This is a genomic window from Paraburkholderia sp. J8-2 (assembly GCF_905220195.1).
In the GTDB taxonomy this organism is placed as follows: domain Bacteria; phylum Pseudomonadota; class Gammaproteobacteria; order Burkholderiales; family Burkholderiaceae; genus Paraburkholderia.
On record NZ_CAJMZA010000002.1, the window covers coordinates 649157 to 666007 of the forward strand.

At 64.1% G+C, this 16851-nt stretch carries 14 protein-coding genes, 1 tRNA gene and 1 pseudogene; 6 read left to right on the plus strand and 10 right to left on the minus strand.

Features of this window, described 5'->3' with window-relative positions; all coding sequences use genetic code 11:
- Nucleotides 1-116: 116 nt before the first annotated feature.
- On the plus strand, nt 117-1313 hold the full coding sequence (locus tag U5A52_RS08215) for a hypothetical protein (RefSeq protein WP_321934455.1): 1197 nt from the start codon (nt 117-119) through the stop codon (nt 1311-1313).
- 48 nt (nt 1314-1361) lie between these two features.
- Here the strand turns inward: U5A52_RS08215 and htpX are convergent, their stop codons facing one another.
- From htpX to def, 4 genes are all read right to left on the minus strand, one after another.
- Nucleotides 1362-2216 (minus strand): zinc metalloprotease HtpX, encoded by an 855-nt coding sequence (gene htpX, locus U5A52_RS08220; RefSeq protein WP_321907305.1) that lies wholly within the window; start codon nt 2214-2216, stop codon nt 1362-1364.
- A gap of 130 nt (nt 2217-2346) precedes the next feature.
- On the minus strand, nt 2347-2997 hold the full coding sequence (locus U5A52_RS08225; protein ID WP_321907303.1) for a LysE family translocator: 651 nt from the start codon (nt 2995-2997) through the stop codon (nt 2347-2349).
- Nucleotides 2998-3108: 111 nt separating this feature from the next.
- Nucleotides 3109-4104: a methionyl-tRNA formyltransferase gene (gene fmt / locus U5A52_RS08230; RefSeq protein WP_321934456.1), complete on the minus strand. Its 996-nt coding sequence runs from the start codon at nt 4102-4104 to the stop codon at nt 3109-3111.
- A gap of 66 nt (nt 4105-4170) precedes the next feature.
- Entirely contained in the window at nt 4171-4674 is a 504-nt protein-coding gene (gene def, locus U5A52_RS08235; protein ID WP_158756635.1) for a peptide deformylase, read from the minus strand.
- A gap of 284 nt (nt 4675-4958) precedes the next feature.
- On the opposite strand from def, the gene dprA reads away from it, so the two are divergent.
- From dprA to U5A52_RS08250, 3 genes are all read left to right on the plus strand, one after another.
- The gene (gene dprA / locus U5A52_RS08240; RefSeq protein WP_321934457.1) at nt 4959-6197 is read left to right on the plus strand and encodes a DNA-processing protein DprA; all 1239 of its coding nucleotides are present in this window, start codon (nt 4959-4961) and stop codon (nt 6195-6197) included.
- Between the two features lie 105 nt (nt 6198-6302).
- Entirely contained in the window at nt 6303-6680 is a 378-nt protein-coding gene (locus U5A52_RS08245) for a thioredoxin family protein (RefSeq protein WP_321907297.1), read from the plus strand.
- Nucleotides 6681-6948: 268 nt separating this feature from the next.
- The gene (locus U5A52_RS08250; RefSeq protein ID WP_321934458.1) at nt 6949-9606 is read left to right on the plus strand and encodes a DNA topoisomerase III; all 2658 of its coding nucleotides are present in this window, start codon (nt 6949-6951) and stop codon (nt 9604-9606) included.
- Between the two features lie 107 nt (nt 9607-9713).
- Here U5A52_RS08250 and U5A52_RS08255 read toward each other — a convergent pair whose 3' ends face one another.
- The 3 genes and pseudogenes from U5A52_RS08255 to U5A52_RS08265 all read right to left on the minus strand — a co-directional run.
- Nucleotides 9714-10823 carry a LysR family transcriptional regulator gene (locus tag U5A52_RS08255; protein WP_321934459.1) on the minus strand — a complete coding sequence of 370 codons (1110 nt, stop codon included), beginning with the start codon at nt 10821-10823 and terminating at the stop codon, nt 9714-9716.
- A 315-nt stretch (nt 10824-11138) separates the two neighbouring features.
- The gene (locus U5A52_RS08260; RefSeq protein WP_321934522.1) at nt 11139-12776 is read right to left on the minus strand and encodes a phosphoenolpyruvate carboxykinase (GTP); all 1638 of its coding nucleotides are present in this window, start codon (nt 12774-12776) and stop codon (nt 11139-11141) included.
- Nucleotides 12673-12990 (minus strand): annotated as a pseudogene (locus tag U5A52_RS08265) (phosphoenolpyruvate carboxykinase); the annotation flags it as partial. The pseudogene U5A52_RS08265 and the gene U5A52_RS08260, both read right to left, overlap by 104 nt.
- A gap of 428 nt (nt 12991-13418) precedes the next feature.
- On the opposite strand from U5A52_RS08265, the gene U5A52_RS08270 reads away from it, so the two are divergent.
- The gene (locus U5A52_RS08270) at nt 13419-14432 is read left to right on the plus strand and encodes a D-2-hydroxyacid dehydrogenase family protein (RefSeq protein WP_321934460.1); all 1014 of its coding nucleotides are present in this window, start codon (nt 13419-13421) and stop codon (nt 14430-14432) included.
- 74 nt (nt 14433-14506) lie between these two features.
- On the opposite strand, the gene U5A52_RS08275 is transcribed toward U5A52_RS08270, so the two are convergent.
- A complete protein-coding gene (locus tag U5A52_RS08275) occupies nt 14507-15385 on the minus strand; it encodes a patatin-like phospholipase family protein (RefSeq protein WP_201698344.1) in 879 nt (292 codons plus the stop codon).
- Nucleotides 15386-15433: 48 nt separating this feature from the next.
- Entirely contained in the window at nt 15434-15838 is a 405-nt protein-coding gene (locus U5A52_RS08280; protein ID WP_321934461.1) for a PaaI family thioesterase, read from the minus strand.
- 269 nt (nt 15839-16107) lie between these two features.
- On the opposite strand from U5A52_RS08280, the gene U5A52_RS08285 reads away from it, so the two are divergent.
- A tRNA-Lys gene (locus U5A52_RS08285) sits at nt 16108-16183 on the plus strand.
- Between the two features lie 70 nt (nt 16184-16253).
- On the opposite strand, the gene U5A52_RS08290 is transcribed toward U5A52_RS08285, so the two are convergent.
- Nucleotides 16254-16511 (minus strand): hypothetical protein, encoded by a 258-nt coding sequence (locus U5A52_RS08290; protein ID WP_158756626.1) that lies wholly within the window; start codon nt 16509-16511, stop codon nt 16254-16256.
- Nucleotides 16512-16851 lie beyond the last annotated feature (340 nt).

A 16851-nucleotide genomic window follows, 5' to 3' on the forward strand; every position in this document is an offset into this window, starting at 1 on the left:
CGCGCGCGCAGGGCGGCGGCGATGAATCCGTCTGGATACATATTGGCGGATGCCGACTAATAGCCCGCCGCATGATGGCGACAGAAAACGCCTCCTTAAGCTTCGTCGCGGCCATCATGAAACCACTCGGGAAGAAACACGACCTCGCGTTCCTGGCCTTCGTTGCGCTCTTTTCCGTGTACCAGCAGGGGCGGGGAAAGCTGTTCGCGCCTTTCTGGGACTACAAGGTGTACGCGTACGCGCTGGACCAGTTCAAGCGCGGTGCGAATCCGTATATCCCGCACGGATTTCCGTTCGTGTATCCGCCCATCTTCCTGAACCTCTTCTCGCGCATTCCGTTTCACTGGCTCTATCTGGCGTTCGTTTTGGCGTCGCTGATCTGTCTCGCCTGGAGCGCCAGGCATGCGGATTTCGTCGTCGCGGGTGCGCTGGGTTTTCTGACCGGCGGCGCGGGTGTAGGAGGCATGCTGACAGGAAACTTCGCGATCTTCGGTCACTTGCTGATCATTGCGCTTTTTTATTCGGCTTCTGGGGACGCACCGCCGCGTAGTTCGCAGCACACCTCGCAGCCGAGCGTTAGCGCGACAGCGAAGTACTGCGCGCTGGCGTTTTTCATCGCCCTTTTCGCCTCCATCAAGATCTACTTCCTCACGTACGCCCTCGTGTTCTTTTTTATCCCCAAGGGCATGCGCTATTTCTTCGCCGTGCCTTTGTGTGTTGCGCTCGCAACCATCGCGCAGCTCGTGCTGGAACCGCGTCTGTGGACCGACTTCGAAACCCTGCTGCGCTGGCAGATGCTCGCCCAGAACGATTCCGGGCTCGTGCTGTTCGGGATACTCGAACAGCACGTCCGCACGCTGTCGACGCTGGAGGACGTGCTGTTCTACGAAGGGGTTGTCGTCGCGCTATTCGTGTACGCGGTCAACCCGTTGCGCGGGCGGCGACTCATGGTTCTCGAAAACGCCAACCTACCTGGCCGGCTGTTCTATGCCCTCGCATTCTGTCTCGCGCTGAATCCAAGAATGAAGGAATACGACATCGCGCCGTTTTTCGCGTGCTGCTACGTTTCGCTATTCCAGAGCAGCACCCGCGATCACCGGATGGACCGCGTGTTCTTCTATGCCGTACCGTTGGCGTTCATCGCCGCGTGGGTCGTCGTCAAGTTTGGACACGTGTACTACGCGCTCGATGTGTCCTGGTTCGTTGGCGTCTACTTCGTGTTCTTCGTGGTTTCCTTGCGTCAACGGACACTGCGGGTTTCGGCTCGAACAGAGATGCGACACGTAGACGGCGACGCCCCGGCGACGGGCTGAATAAAAAAACGCCTCCGAAGAGGCGTTTTTTCGTTACTGCCGGTTGCTTCAGCGTCTGCCGCCCGCGGCCATCTCCATCAACCGGCGAATGCGCTCTTCCGTGGACGGGTGCGTGCTGAAGAGGTTCTGCAAGCCGCCGCCCGAAAGCGGATTCATGATCATCATCTGCGCCGTGGCCGGATGCTGTTCGGCCGCCGGGAACGGAATGCCCTGCGCATAGCGATGGATCTTGTCGAGCGCCGAGGCGAGCGCCTGCGGATCGCCGGAAATCTCGGCGCCGCCACGGTCCGCTTCGAACTCGCGCGCACGCGAAATCGCCATCTGGATCAGCGCGCCCGCGATCGGCGCGAGCAGCGCCACCGCAATGCTCGCGATGGGGTTCGCCGGACGACCGTTTTCGTCGCGCCCGCCGAAGATCATCGCAAAGTTGGCGAGCGCCGAGATCGCGCCGGCCATGGTGGCCGAAATCGTCGAGATGAGAATGTCGCGGTGCTTCACGTGCGCCAGCTCGTGCGCCATGACACCGCGCATTTCGCGCTCGGACAGCACGCGCAGGATACCCGTGGTCGCCGCGACCGCCGCGTGCTCGGGGTTGCGGCCGGTAGCGAAGGCGTTGGGCGCGTCTTCGTTGATGAGGTAGACGCGCGGCATCGGCAAGCCCGCACGCGTGGCCAGATCGCGGACCATGCGATAAAACTGCGGCGCCGTGGTCTCGTCGACTTCCTGCGCGTTGTACATGCGCAGGACCATCTTGTCCGAATACCAGTACGAGAAGAAGTTCATGGCGAGCGCGAAGAACAGCGCCAGCATCATCCCGCGATGCCCGCCGATCAGCCCGCCAATCACGATGAAAAGGGCCGTAATCGCGGCCATCAACATCGCGGTTTTGACCCAGTTGAACATGTGCTGTGCTCCTTCACCCACCAGGGGATCCAATCGATCGTTGAACGCCCGCCGCCAGCCAGTCAGCCATATGCGGGCGAGCGCATTGTAAGCGATTTGTTAGATATGGGCAGATGCGAAAAATTCAATCTCAGCGCGTGGCCGTCGCGAGCTTCAGGCCCAGGCCGACGAACGCCGAGCCGACTGTACGGTCGAGCCACTTCTTCACGCCAGCCTTGCCCGAAAAACGCCGCGTAACACTGCCCGCCACCCACGCGACGAAGCCGTTCCAGACCGTGCTCATCAGCACGAACACGGCACCGAGCGTCAGGAAAGCGAGCGCCTTGTGCTCAGTTCCCGTCGTGACGAACTGCGGGAAGAACGAAACGAAGAACAGCACCACCTTCGGGTTGAGCACGTTGGTGCAGAAACCCGAAATGAAGAGCTGGCGCAGCGGCCGCGCGGCAGCGGCAGGCGGCGTGGCTTGCGCGGCGCCTTCGGCCGGCTTGGCGTCGTGCTTCGTGAGGACGAGCCGCACGCCCAGGTACACGAGATAGATCGCGCCGACGATCTTGATGACCGTGAACGCCGTGGCCGATGCTGCCAGCAGCGCCGTCAAACCGAACGCACAGGCGAGCGTGTGCACGCAGCAGCCTGCCGAGATACCCAGTGCGGAAACCAGGCCCGCGCCGCGGCCCTGCGCCACGCTGCGGCCGACGATATAGGCCGTATCGGGGCCCGGCGTCACGTTCAGGAGAAACACGGCGACGAGGAAAAAACCGAAATGGGTGATGCCAGGCATGACAACCTCAAAATCGAAACACGCGCTTCAAACGCCATTGATTCTAGCGCGCTGGTCACCGCGCGGCGTTGGCCCTGAAGACCATTTTCCGGCGCTGGCGCGAGCGCGGATTCAGGCCGCAGGGGCCTCGGGCAACTGGAAACGCTGGCCCGCCACGAGCGGCATGCCGGCCAGGAATTCGCGCGCGGGCAGGCGCTTGCCACCCGGCTTTTGCAGCTGCGTGAGGCGCAGCGCGCCCTCGCCGCACGCCACCACCACGCCAGCCGGGCTCACATCGAGAATCTCGCCCGGCTCGGCGCTCGCGCTGGCCGAACGCTCCACAGGCTCGGCGGCCCATAGCTTCAGTTGCGCGCCGTCCAGCGTGCCGGCGCCGCCCGGGAACGGATCGAACGCACGAATCTGGCGCGCGAGCGCCACGGCCGGCCGGCGCCAGTCGAGTGCCGCCTCCTGCTTGCCGATCTTTTCGGCGTAGGTCGCGCCCTCTGCCGGCTGCGGCGTGTTGGACAGCGCGCCGTCGCGCTCGAGTGCGACGAGCCCATCCACGATCAGCTTCGCGCCGAGTTGCGCGAGGCGGTCGTGCAGCGTCGCCGTGGTGTCGCCCGGCGCGATTGGCGTGCGCACCTCGGAGATCATCGGGCCGGTGTCGAGGCCCGCGTCCATCTGCATGAGCGTGATGCCGGTCTCGTCGTCGCCGGCTTCGATCGCGCGGTGAATCGGCGCGGCGCCGCGCCAGCGCGGCAGGATAGACCCATGAATGTTGATGCAGCCGCGCGGCGGGATGTCCAGCACTTCCTGCGGCAACAGCAGCCCGTAGGCTGCGACCACCATCACGTCGTGCGGCGTGGCGCGCAGCAGATCCAGCGCCGCGGCCGCTTCCTCCGGATACTTGCCCGTGCGGCGCAGCGACGGCGGCTGGGCAACGGCGATGCCGTGCTCCTGCGCGTAGCGCTTGACCGGGCTTGCCTGGAGCTTCATGCCACGGCCCGCGGGACGGTCCGGCTGGGTGAGGACGAGCGGCACGGCAAAGCCCGCTTCGTGAATCGCAGCGAGCGCCGCGGCGGCGAATTCCGGCGTGCCGGCGAAGATAACGCGAAGGGTGTGGCTCATGGGCGCTCGGTGCGTGGCTGGTTGATGAAGAAAGAGACGGCGCGACGTAACGCGATCAAATCGCGATTACATCGCGCGTTCGAGCTTCTTCATCTTGCTGCGGATGCGCGTTTGCTTGAGCGAAGAAAGGTATTCGACGAACACCTTGCCCATCAGGTGATCCATTTCGTGCTGGATGCAGACCGCGAGCAGCCCTTCACAGTCCACCTCGTACGTCTCGCCCTTTTCGTTCATCGCGCGCACGCGCACCTTTTCCGCGCGCTCGACTTCGTCGTAGATGCCCGGCACGGAAAGACAGCCTTCCTCATGCACTTCACGCTCCGCGCTCGACCAGATGATTTCCGGGTTGATGAACACGCGCAGCTCGTCGTGCGCGTCGGACACGTCGATCACCACGACGCGCTCGTGCACGTCGACCTGGGTGGCCGCGAGGCCGACGCCCGGCGCGGCGTACATGGTTTCGGCCATGTCGGCGACCAGTTTGCGGATGCGGTCGTTGACCACCTCGACCGGCTTCGCGACCTTGTGCAGACGCTTGTCCGGGTAATGAAGAATGTTCAGTAGAGCCATGATTTGACGGGTTTCTCGTTGGGCGCCTGAAAAAGCCAGGAACAGGGAACGATGCGCGGCCTGGCCATTCGGCCAGCTTGCGGGTCCCATGCCGGATACGGAGGATATGCACACATATTCGGACGAAACGGCCGCAATTCAACGTTGAACGCGCGCTCGCCCGTGCGAGTGCGCCGCGCCAGAAGGCGTGCGCGCAGTGCCACGGGTAAAGACGCCACGGTGTATTTCGGATGGTGAAAATTTTATCACGAGGTGCGGCAAACCGTCCGCGCCCGGGGAACGCAATGCCGACGACCTTGCCGCTGTCTCCCGAGGAACTGGCCGCCTGGCTGCGCCTCGCCCTCGCGCCTGGCCTGAGGCCCGCTGCGCTGCGTGCGCTGCTCGGCGCGTTCGGCCTGCCTCAAAACGTGCTGGCTCAACCGTTCGTCGCACTCGCCGCGGTGGCTGGAGCACAAGCCGCGCACGCCGCACTGGCCGGACCCCGCCCGGATTTCACAGCACAGCTAGAAGCGTTGCAGGCCTGGTGCGCGGCGCCCGGCAACGCGCTCGTCACACTCGCCGATCCGGCCTATCCGCCACGCCTGCTCGACATGCCCGATCCACCGCCGCTGCTCTACGCAAAGGGCCGGCTCGAGCTGCTTCACGCGCGCGCAGTAGCCGTGGTGGGCAGCCGCAGCGCCACGCCGCAGGCCATCGACGACGCAGCGCGCTTCGCGCGCACACTCGCCGCGGCGGGTCTCACGGTCGTCTCGGGGCTCGCGCTCGGCGTGGACGGCGCCGCGCATCGCGGCGCGCTCCACGAGCATGGCGGCACCGTCGCCGTGATCGGCACAGGCGCTGATCTCGTCTACCCCCCGGCCCATCATCCGCTCGCCACGGAGATCGCCTCGCACGGCGCGCTCGTCTCCGAATGGCCGCTCGGCACTCCGGCGCGTTCCGCGAACTTTCCGCAGCGCAATCGCGTGATTGCCGCGCTCGTGGAGGGCGTCGTGGTGATCGAGGCCGCGCAACGTTCGGGCTCGCTCATCACGGCAAGGCTCGCCAACGAGATGGGGCGCGACGTATTCGCGCTGCCCGGCTCGATTCACGCGCCGCTCACGCGCGGCTGCCACGGGCTCATCAAGCAGGGCGCGCAGCTGGTCGAATCGCCCGAGGAAGTGCTCGATGCGCTGAACATCGGGCAACCCTCTGGTGCCGGGCGCGCGCTCGCGTCACGGCGTGAGCCGCGCCGCCAGAAAGTCTCGGTTCCGTTCGATCGCCCACGGCGCAACACGGGTGAGACTCTGCCGCTGCCGCTCGAACGTCCGCGCGCGGGCGCACGAAAACCACCCGCCAGCTTGGGGGCCGAGGCCCGGCGCCTGCTCCACGCGCTCGGACACGCGCCAGCCACGGTTGAAATCCTTGCCCAACGCACCGACATGGCTGAAGCGGTGCTGCAAGGCACGCTGCTGCAACTCGAACTCGCGGGGCAACTCGACGCCCTGCCCGGCGGCTGGTTCGTGCGGGCCAGTCGCGAGAACTGAGCCGGCTCATGCTGTGGATTGAGGGAGCATCACCGCCCGCGCGCCGCCGTGATACATTCGCGCCAAATACCCCGCTCTATATATAAGAGAACGCAAGGAACGACCATGCCCGCGCTAGACCTCGACACCGACGCCGACAAGATCGCAGAGCGCGTCAGCAATCAGGACACGCTGTTCGTCGCGTGCCTGTGCGCGCAGTGGTGCGGGACGTGCCGCGACTACCGGGCCACGTTCGACCGTATCGCCGATGCGCATCCCGATGTCTGCTTCGCGTACATCGACATCGAAACTCATGCCGACCGCTTCGACGATCTCGACGTCGAGAACTTCCCGACGATCCTGATCGAAGACGGCCACGCCACGCGCTTTTTCGGCACGGTCCTGCCGCATGCCGCCGTGGTCGAGCGCATGCTCTCGGACCTCAGGGCGCTACCGGGCGTGGCCGACGCGCCCAAGCTGCGCCCCGCCCTGAGCGCCGTTTGAGCGCCGTTTGAGCGCACCCAACATCTGACCCCGATCAGACGCCCCGCTTGCCGCACGACCAGGCGCGCCCTTATGATTGGGCGCCCTGGCGCGTGCGCAGGTGTCGTCAAGAGATGACGCAAAAATCGACGCCGCCGCGCCATGTGCTATAAAGCGGTCGAGAACGGCCCCCCGAGCGGGGCGGCAACGCAGGGCATCGCGCCCAAGCGCCCATTCAGGCGGCATCGGCCCCGGGGCGCCAACCGGATACACCCACAAGCAACCAGTCATGTCCAAAGCTCTGATCATCGCCGAGAAGCCATCCGTCGCGAACGACATCGCGCGCGCTCTGGGCGGTTTTACCAAGCATGACGAGTACTACGAGAGCGACGATTACGTGCTCTCGTCGGCGGTCGGCCATCTGCTGGAAATCGCAGCGCCCGAGGAATACGAGGTCAAGCGCGGCAAGTGGAGCTTCGCTCACCTGCCCGTGATCCCGCCGCACTTCGACCTGAACCCGATCGCCAAGAGCGAATCGCGGCTCAAGGTGCTCAACAAGCTGATGAAGCGCAAGGATGTCACGCAGCTCATCAACGCCTGCGACGCGGGGCGCGAGGGCGAGCTGATCTTCCGCCTCATCGCCCAGCACGCGAAGGCGAAGCAGCCGGTCCAGCGCTTGTGGCTCCAGTCGATGACGCCGCAGGCGATTCGCGACGGTTTCGCGAACCTGCGCAGCGACCACGACATGCAGCCGCTCGCCGACGCCGCCCGCTGCCGCTCGGAAGCCGACTGGCTCGTCGGCATCAACGGCACGCGCGCGATGACCGCCTTCAACAGCAAGGGCGGCGGCTTCTTCCTCACGACAGTTGGCCGCGTTCAGACACCAACGTTGTCGATCGTCGTCGAACGTGAAGAGAAAATCCGCCGCTTCATTGCGCGCGACTATTGGGAAGTGCGCGCGGAGTTCGTCTGTGCGGGCGGCTTCTACGAAGGCCGCTGGTACGACCCGAAATTCAAGAAGGACGAGTTCGATCCGGAAAAGCGCGACTCGCGCCTCTGGAGCCTGCCGGCCGCCGAAACCATCGTCGCGGCCTGCCACGGCCGTGAAGGCACGGTCACCGAAGAATCGAAGCCGTCCACGCAGCTCTCGCCCGCGCTCTTCGACCTGACGAGCCTGCAGCGCGAAGCCAACGGCCGCTTCGGCTTTTCGGCCAAGAACACGCTGGGTCTCGCCCAGGCGCTGTACGAAAAGCACAAGGTCCTCACCTACCCGCGTACCGATTCGCGCGCGCTGCCCGAGGACTACCTCGGCACCGTGAAGGAAACGCTCGAGATGCTCAAGGAGAGCAACAACTACCTGCCGCACGCGAAGCAGGTGCTCGACAAGGGCTGGGTGAAGCCGAACAAGCGCATTTTCGACAATTCGAAGATCAGCGACCACTTCGCCATCATCCCGACGCTGCAGGCGCCGAAGTCGCTTTCCGAGCCTGAGCAGAAGCTCTACGACCTCGTCGTGAAGCGCTTCCTCGCCGTGTTCTTCCCGGCGGCGGAATATCGCGTCACCACGCGCATTACCGAAGTTGCCGGTCATCACTTCAAGACCGAAGGCAAGGTGCTGGTCGAACCGGGCTGGCTGCAGGTCTATGGCCGCGACGCCGCCGGCGACGACGCCAACCTCGTGCCGGTGAAGAAGGACGAGAAGGTCAAGACCGACAAGATCGCAGCGCATCAACTCGTGACCAAGCCGCCTGCTCGCTACAACGAAGCGACGCTGCTTTCGGCGATGGAAGGCGCGGGCAAGCTCGTGGATGACGAAGAACTGCGCGAAGCCATGGCCGCCAAGGGTCTTGGCACGCCGGCCACGCGCGCGGCGATCATCGAAGGTCTGCTGGGCGAAAAGTATCTCGTGCGCGAAGGGCGCGAGCTGATTCCCACAGCCAAGGCGTTCCAGCTCATGACGCTCTTGCGCGGCCTGGGCGTGGAAGAACTCACCGCGCCGGAACTCACCGGCGAATGGGAGTACAAGCTTTCGCAGATGGAGCGCGGCAAGCTGCCGCGCGACGCGTTCATGCAGGAAATCGCCCGCATGACGCAGACCATCGTGAAGCGCGCGAAGGAATACGACTCCGACACGATCCCCGGCGACTACGCGACGCTGACCACGCCGTGCCCGAATTGCGGCGGCCAGGTGAAGGAAAACTATCGCCGTTTCGCATGCACGAAGTGCGAGTTCTCGATCTCGAAGATTCCGGGTGGCCGCCAGTTCGAAATCCCCGAAGTGGAAGAGCTGCTGCAGAACAAGACGATCGGCCCGCTCTCGGGCTTCCGCAGCAAGATGGGCCGGCCGTTCTCGGCCATCCTCAAGCTCTCGTTCGACGACGAAATCAAGAACTACAAGCTCGAGTTCGATTTCGGCCAGGACCAGGGCAGCGAAGATGGCGAAGCGCCTGACTTCTCGCAGCAGGAGCCGGTGGGTGCCTGCCCGAAGTGCAAGGGTCACGTGTTCGAGCACGGCATGAGCTATGTGTGCGAGCACTCGGTTGCGAATCCGAAGACCTGCGACTTCCGCTCGGGCAAGGTGATCCTCCAGCAGGAAATCACGCGTGACCAGATGGCGAAGCTGCTGGCCGAAGGCCGGACCGACTTGCTGACGAACTTCAAGTCGTCGCGTACGGGTCGCAACTTCAAGGCTTTCCTCGTCAAACAGCCGGATGGCAAGATTGGCTTCGAGTTTGAGAAGAAGGAGCCGAGCGCGAAGACGGCGGCCAAGACGGCCGCGAAGAAGTCGGCCGCATCGGCTGAGGCTAAGGACGATGCCGCGAACGACGCGGCGGATTCGGCAGAAGAAGGCAAGGCCAAGCCCGCACGCAAAACGGCGGCCGCCAAAGCCGCACCGGCACGCAAGACGGCTGCCCGCAAGACGCCGGCGCGCAAGACGGGCTCCTAAGCGATCCGTTCAAGGGCCGGCCTCGACCAAGGCGCAGCCTAACAAAAAGGCGCAGCTTCTCACGAAGCTGCGCCTTTTTTATCGTCCGATGAACGACGATATCAATCTCATAGCGGCGAAATCGCCGACGTCCGCGTGCGCGCCGCCGAAGCGCGCGCCGCCTTCGGTGCGCGATCGGCTTCTACGCCGTTGTGCTCGCCGTCGTGCAGGCTCCCACCCGGCACGGGCTGCACGCCGTCGTAGTCGTCGCTCGCCACGCCATTGCGACCCGCCACGGCCGGGCGCGCAAGGCCGTCCTTGACCCACTGCTCGCCAAGTTGGCTGTTCGGCGTCTGGCTGAAGTGCTCGACAAGGTGGTCGATGAACGTGCGCACCTTGGCCGGCAGGTGACGGCGGCTCGGATACGCGACGTTGATTTCCACCTGCGGCAGACGATAGTCGCCAAGCAGCCGCACGAGACGCCCGCGCGTCATGTCGCGGCCAATCAGGTAGCTCGGCAGGATCGCAATGCCCATGCCGAGCAGCGCGAACTGGCGCAGCATCTCGGTGTTGTTCGCCACGATCACATTGGTCGGGCGCACGCGGACTTCGCCTTCAGGCCCCGTGAAGACGCGCTCGTCGCCCCAGTACTCGGAGGGCAGCGAGAGGCTCGGGTGCTCCATGAGGTGCTCGGGGCGCGTGGGCGTACCGTGCTTTTCGAGGTACGCTGGCGTCGCGCATACCGTCATGCAGCCGGTCGTGAGGCGTCGCGTGACAATGCTCGCGCTACGCATCTGGCGCGCGGTCACGACGCCCAGATCGAAACCTTCTTCGACGAGATCCACCTGACGGTCGACCAGCGTGACGTCGGGAATGACTTGCGGATAACGCTGCGTGTACGTCTGCAGCACCGGTGCGAGATTGTGGAGCCCGAAAACAACCGGCGCGACGATACGCAGCGTGCCGACGGGTTCGTGATTGCGCGCGACGACCATCTGTTCGACATCCTCGAGCTCATCGAGAATCTGGCGGGCGCGCTCGAGATAGACCTGACCCGATTCGGTCAGGGAGAGACTGCGGGTCGTGCGATTGAGCAAACGCGTGCCGAGCCGACCCTCGAGGTCGGCAACGTGCCGCGTCGCAACCGCGTTGGAGATATCCATCGCGGAGGCGGCCCGGGCGAAACTGCCGAGGTCGGCCACTTTGACGAATACTCGCATCGACTGCAAATGATCCATGAGACAACTCCTGCCTGTTACTACCCCGCTGTTAATCAGCGGAGGAAACCGCGAATTCTCCTACGACAGCAGAAATCGTGCAGAAGTTGCCTCCGAAGCCCTTATTTTCTTTACGAATTCTGCGACTGCGCCCCAAAATGCATTAACAGAGGTCCGATTGTTACCTCGAACGAAACAATTTTGCGCATCGCAGCGAGATAACCAGTCAGATGCCGAACAGACGGGCCTCTGCACTGCACCAATGCATTCGACCCCGGAAATAGAAATGGCCGCCCGAAGGCGGCCACTCAGTTAGTGAGCGCTCACGTCACATGATTAGAGGCGTGCTTCCAGCGTCTTGCGAGCGTCCTTCAACACTTCCGGCAAACCATGAGCGAGTTTGTCGAACAGCTCGGCGTGCAGCGCGAGTTCGGCACGCCAGTCGTTGGCGTCCACTGAGATCACCTGTTCGAACTGCGCCTGCGTGAAGTTCAGACCGCTCCAGTCGAGATCGCCGTAGCGCGGCGACACGCCGAATGCGTGCTCGTCGCCCGTGGCCTTGCCTTCGATACGGCGCACCATCCAATCGAGCACGCGCATGTTCTCGCCGAAGCCCGGCCACACGAACTTGCCATCCGGCCCCTTGCGGAACCAGTTCACGCAGAAAATGCGCGGCAGCGTCGCGCCGGTCGTGGCGAGGCGCTCGCCCACGTCGAGCCAATGGCCGAAATACTCGGCCATGTTGTAGCCGCAGAACGGCAGCATCGCGAAAGGATCGCGGCGCACCACGCCCTGCTGCCCCGCCGCAGCGGCCGTGGTTTCCGAGCCCATGGTCGCGGCCATGTAGACGCCCTCGGTCCAGTCGCGCGCCTCGGTCACGAGCGGCACCGTGGTCGAGCGGCGGCCGCCAAAGATGAACGCGTCGATGGCCACACCCTTCGGGTTCTCCCATTCGGGATCGATCGACGGGCACTGGGAAGCCGGCGCCGTGAAGCGTGCGTTCGGATGCGCGGCCTTACGGCCGGTTTCCTTGCCGATGGCGGGCGTCCAGTCCTTGCCCATCCAGTCGATTGCGTGTGCGGGCGGCTCGTCGGTCATGCCTTCCCACCAGACGTCGCCGTCGTCGGTGAGCGCCACGTTCGTGAAGATCACGTTCTCCTTGAGCGTCGCCATGGCGTTGAAGTTGGTCTTTTCGCCGGTGCCCGGCGCCACGCCGAAGTAACCCGCCTCCGGATTGATCGCATAGAGGCGGCCGTCGGCGCCAGGCTTGATCCACGCGATATCGTCACCGATCGTGGTGATTTCCCAGCCGTTCATGGCAGGCGGCGGAATCAGCATGGCGAAGTTCGTCTTGCCGCACGCCGAAGGGAACGCCGCCGCGACGTGGTACTTGCGGCCTTCCGGCGAGCGCACGCCGAGAATCAGCATGTGTTCGGCGAGCCAGCCTTCGTCACGGCCCATGGTCGAGGCGATGCGCAGCGCGAAACACTTCTTGCCGAGCAGCGCATTGCCGCCGTAACCCGAGCCATAGCTCCAGATCTCGCGCGTTTCCGGAAAGTGGACGATGTACTTCGTCTGGTTGCACGGCCACGGCACGTCCTTCTCGCCCGCCGCGAGCGGCGCGCCCACGCTGTGCACGCACGGCACGAACGCGCCGTCTTCGCCGAGCACGTCGTACACCGCGCGGCCCATGCGCGTCATGATGCGCATGTTCACGGCCACGTAGGGACTATCGGAAAGCTCCACGCCGATATGCGCAATAGGCGAGCCGAGCGGGCCCATCGAGAACGGCACGACGTACATCGTGCAGGCCGCGCATCGAGCCCGCGAACAGGCCGTCGAGCGTCGTGCGCATTTCTGCAGGCGCGACCCAGTTGTTGGTGGGGCCGACGTCTTCCTTGTTGGGCGAGCAAATGAAGGTGCGGTCTTCCACGCGCGCGACGTCCGAGGGATCGGAGCAGGCGAGATACGAATTCGGGCGCTTGAGCGGATTGAGCCGGCGCATCGTGCCGGCCTCGACCATCTGCGCACACAGGCGGTCGTATTCCTCCTGCGAACCGTCGCACCAGACAATGTGGTCCGGCTGGGTATGCGCAGCGATTTTATGCACCCAATCGATCAATTTCCGGTGCCGGACCCAGGCGGGCACCTGCGCGGCGGCCTGGGCTTGGTAATCGGGATGGTTCATCGAGCTGTCTCCATTTTTTAGGGCTGTAAAAAGGGGATCGGCCCTTGTAGACGCTGCACGCGAGAGGCGCAACTCATGCGAACCGGATGTTGATGGCAGATCAACATGCGAATCGGTCCGCGCAGTTGGGCAGGTCGTCAAGGTCCTTTAGCCTGGGGTTCGAAACCGTCTGTAAAGCGGCTTGCATCGGAGCCCGACAAGCTGTTAAAAGTTGCAAATTCGCGGCTGATTGCCGCGTCAAAAATCCTGCGTGCGTAGCCTTGAGGTGGTGCAATTGCAATGCCCGATGCTGCACGCGGCGAGCGACGTGAAGGCTCCCCATATTCATACCAGCCTTCGCGGCGCTGCATAGTGGGATAACCACCAGATGAACACCGAAGTCGCGCCACGCATGGCGCGATACAAAACACGCAAAACAACCCGCCGCCATGAAAATTGCCATCCTTGACGACTACCAGGACGCCGTCCGCAAGCTCGACTGCTTTCAATTGCTCGCCGACCACGAGGTCAAGGTTTTCAACAACACGGTGCGAGGCCTCGGCCAGCTCGCCAGCCGCCTCGCCGAAGTCGACGCGCTCGTTCTGATTCGCGAACGCACCCGCATCACCTCGCAACTGCTCGACAAGCTCCCGCATCTGCGCATGATCAGCCAGACGGGCAAGGCCGGTCCGCACATCGACATCGCCGCCTGCACCGAGCGCGGCATCGCCGTCCTTGAAGGCACCGGCTCGCCCGTCGCGCCCGCCGAACTCACGTGGGCGCTCATCATGGCCGCGCAACGGCGCATTCCGCAGTACGTCGCCAACCTCAAGCAGGGCGCGTGGCAACAGTCGGGCCTCAAGACGTCGGCCATGCCGCCCAATTTTGGCCTCGGCACAGTGATGCGCGGCCAGACGCTCGGCATCTGGGGCTACGGCAAGATCGGCCGTCTCGTGGCCGGCTACGGCAAGGCCTTTGGCATGCGCGTGCTGGTGTGGGGCCGCGAGCATTCGCTCGAAGCGGCGCGCGCCGACGGCTACGAAGCCGCCGCAAGCCGCGAGGCGATTTTCGAAGAGAGCGACGTGCTGTCGCTACATCTACGCCTGCACGATGACACTCGCGGGATCGTGAAGCAGGAAGACCTGCTGCGCATGAAGCCCACGTCGCTGCTCGTCAACACGAGCCGCGCGGAGCTGATGGAAGAAAACGCGCTGCTCGGCGCGCTCTCGCAAAACCGGCCGGGCATGGTCGCGATCGACGTGTACGAAAGCGAGCCGATCCTGCAGGGCTACAGCCTGCTGCGCATGGAAAACGTGATCTGCACGCCGCACATCGGCTATGTGGAGCGCGAGAGCTACGAGCTGTACTTCGGCGCGGCGTTCCGCAACATCCTCGCGTTCGATGCGGGCGACCACGCAAATGTCGCGAACCCCGAAGCGCTGCAAGGCGGCCGCCGCAAGTAAGCGCGACCGCACGCGGGCGGCGCGCGCCGCCCTCTCCGCTTCTTTCCGGTTGCTTCTGAGCCGGTCGAGTACGCTTACGCGTGCGCGGCCGATTCCATGACGTCTGGCAAACGCGCGAGGAAACGCTCGCCGTCCACGCGGCCGAGGTTGTAGGCATGCTGCATCTGCTGCGGGCTCGTGTAGTCCCAGCTCGAGATCGGCACCTTCGCCGATGGCTGCACGTACAGGCGCTGCTGCACGCCCTGCGCCGCCTGGTGCCGCACCACGAACATCTGCGGACGCGGATAAAGCCGCGTCACCATCACCAGCACACGGCCGGGCGTCTCGTCGAGCGCGCCGACCGGCACGTTGTCGACCATGCCGCCGTCGAGCACCGGGCGGCCGTCGCGCCGCAGCACTGGCGTGAACGGCGGCGTGCACGACGACTGCAGGATGAGATCGGCCAGATCCTCCACGCTCGCGCATTCCTGCGCCGTCACGAACTCCGGATGAAACCCGAGCTTGCGCCCGAGCGTGGGATGCAGCGTCTTGCGAATGTGCTTTTCGATGTTGTACGCGATGAGACCCGCCGCCACGGCGCTGCGCGCGCCGAGCCAGCGCGGCACATGCGACACGCCGATGCGGATCTCAGGCGCGTCCTGGAGCTGCGTGAACGGCTCGCCGTAGATGTCGAGCAGCGCCTGCCGATAAATGCGGTAATGCGGGAACACCGATTCGCCGCGCAGCAGATTGCCCCAGTAGGCGTTGCGCTTGTTGTGGCGCAGCGCTTCCTCGTAATAGCGCATGACCCAGTCGGCGTCGCGCGTGTAGAGCATGCACGCGGTGGCCGCGCCCGCCGAAATGCCCGTAATGACGCGCGGGCGAATGCGCAGCTCGGGCTGGACGATGTCCCAGAACCCTGCCTGCCACCAGCAGCGATTGCCGCCGCCGGCGAAAACCACCTGATCGAACATGCCTTCTACGTCCTTCGAAGCGACCGAAAACGATCGGAAGCGCCAAGCTTAATCGAGCAGCGCGTAAGTCGAGGTCGCGTGAACCGCCATCCGGCCGTCTTCGTCGTAGAGTTCTATTTCGCCGAACACCAGATTGCGGCCCATGCGCAGCACGCGAGCCGTGACGAGCACGTCGCCCTTGCGTACCGCGCGCATGAAGTTCGTGTTCAGCGCAACGGTCGTCATGGGCTTGAAGCCGCCAAGCGCGGCCGATATCGCGACGATCATGGCCGTATCCGCCGCCGCCATGAAAACCTGGCCGCAGATCACGCCGCCCGAGTGGCGCAGCTCGCCCGAAAACGGCAGGCGCAAGGTGGCGCTCTCTTCGGAGACCTCGACGGGCTTCATCCCGAGCGCGCGCACCCACGGGGCCAATACGCGCTCCAGCAGCGCGTCGATTGCGTTGTCGTCCATCGTTTGCCTTTGTGGATTGCCGTGCGACGATTGCGGCCGATTACAGCCAACCACCTAAGCTTGGTGAACAGGCGGCACACAGCGACTGGCTTGAAACCTGGTTTGACGCCAGGGGTGGCGACATCATACCGGGACAGCACGGCCCCGGCGGTGACGGCGCAAACGCACACGCAGACAGGGCTTGCGCCGCGTCGACACACTATTCTCAGGAATTTTGCGAAAAGGGCTTGCCAAGTCCCAAAAAGTCCTGCATAATCTTTCTTCTGTTGGGGGCGTTAGCTCAGTTGGTAGAGCAGCGGACTCTTAATCCGTAGGTCGAGTGTTCGAGTCGCTCACGCCCCACCAGCCAATTCAGTCAAAAAGCCCGATCCTTGCGATCGGGCTTTTTGCATTTCTCCCCGGGCACTTTCTTGGGCTACTTCACCCGCCTCACGTGACGCGACGCCTGCTTCGGACGCGGCAGCCAGCGGCTGAGCGCCTCGAAGCCGTCGAGCTGGCGAAGCAGCGTGTCGACGGTCGAAAGCTGAACGTGAGTCAGGTGGTTCTGCTTGAGAAGCGCGTGCAGACGCTTGCGCCAGTAGGCGACCCCCATCACCGGCATCTCGAAATCGCCGGCCAGCGACGGCGGCATCACGCGCGCGATGTGCGCGATTTCCTGTTCGACGAATGTCATGGCTTTCCCCGTTGGTCCTGCCGTGGTTTCTTATCGTATGAAGTACTGTAGGACGCTCCGGGGCGCTCGCCAGCCTACCCGTATGGATAGGTAACAAATCGTCTGACTAAATTGGGGATGGAAGCCGCTGAAACCGGCGCCTCGCCGCCCGGCTCTCACGCTTCGTCGTTCGCCGGCAAGCCGCCCATTCGCTTTCCACATTTGCCGGGTCCGCAACGGCATCGGCGGCAATAAACTTCGGAATCCGAATGATTTGATCCCGAATAGCCTATCTCACTTTCAGACTCTTCCTATAGGGTTTTTCTGACTAAATGCTGATCATAGTCAGGTCAACTGTTCC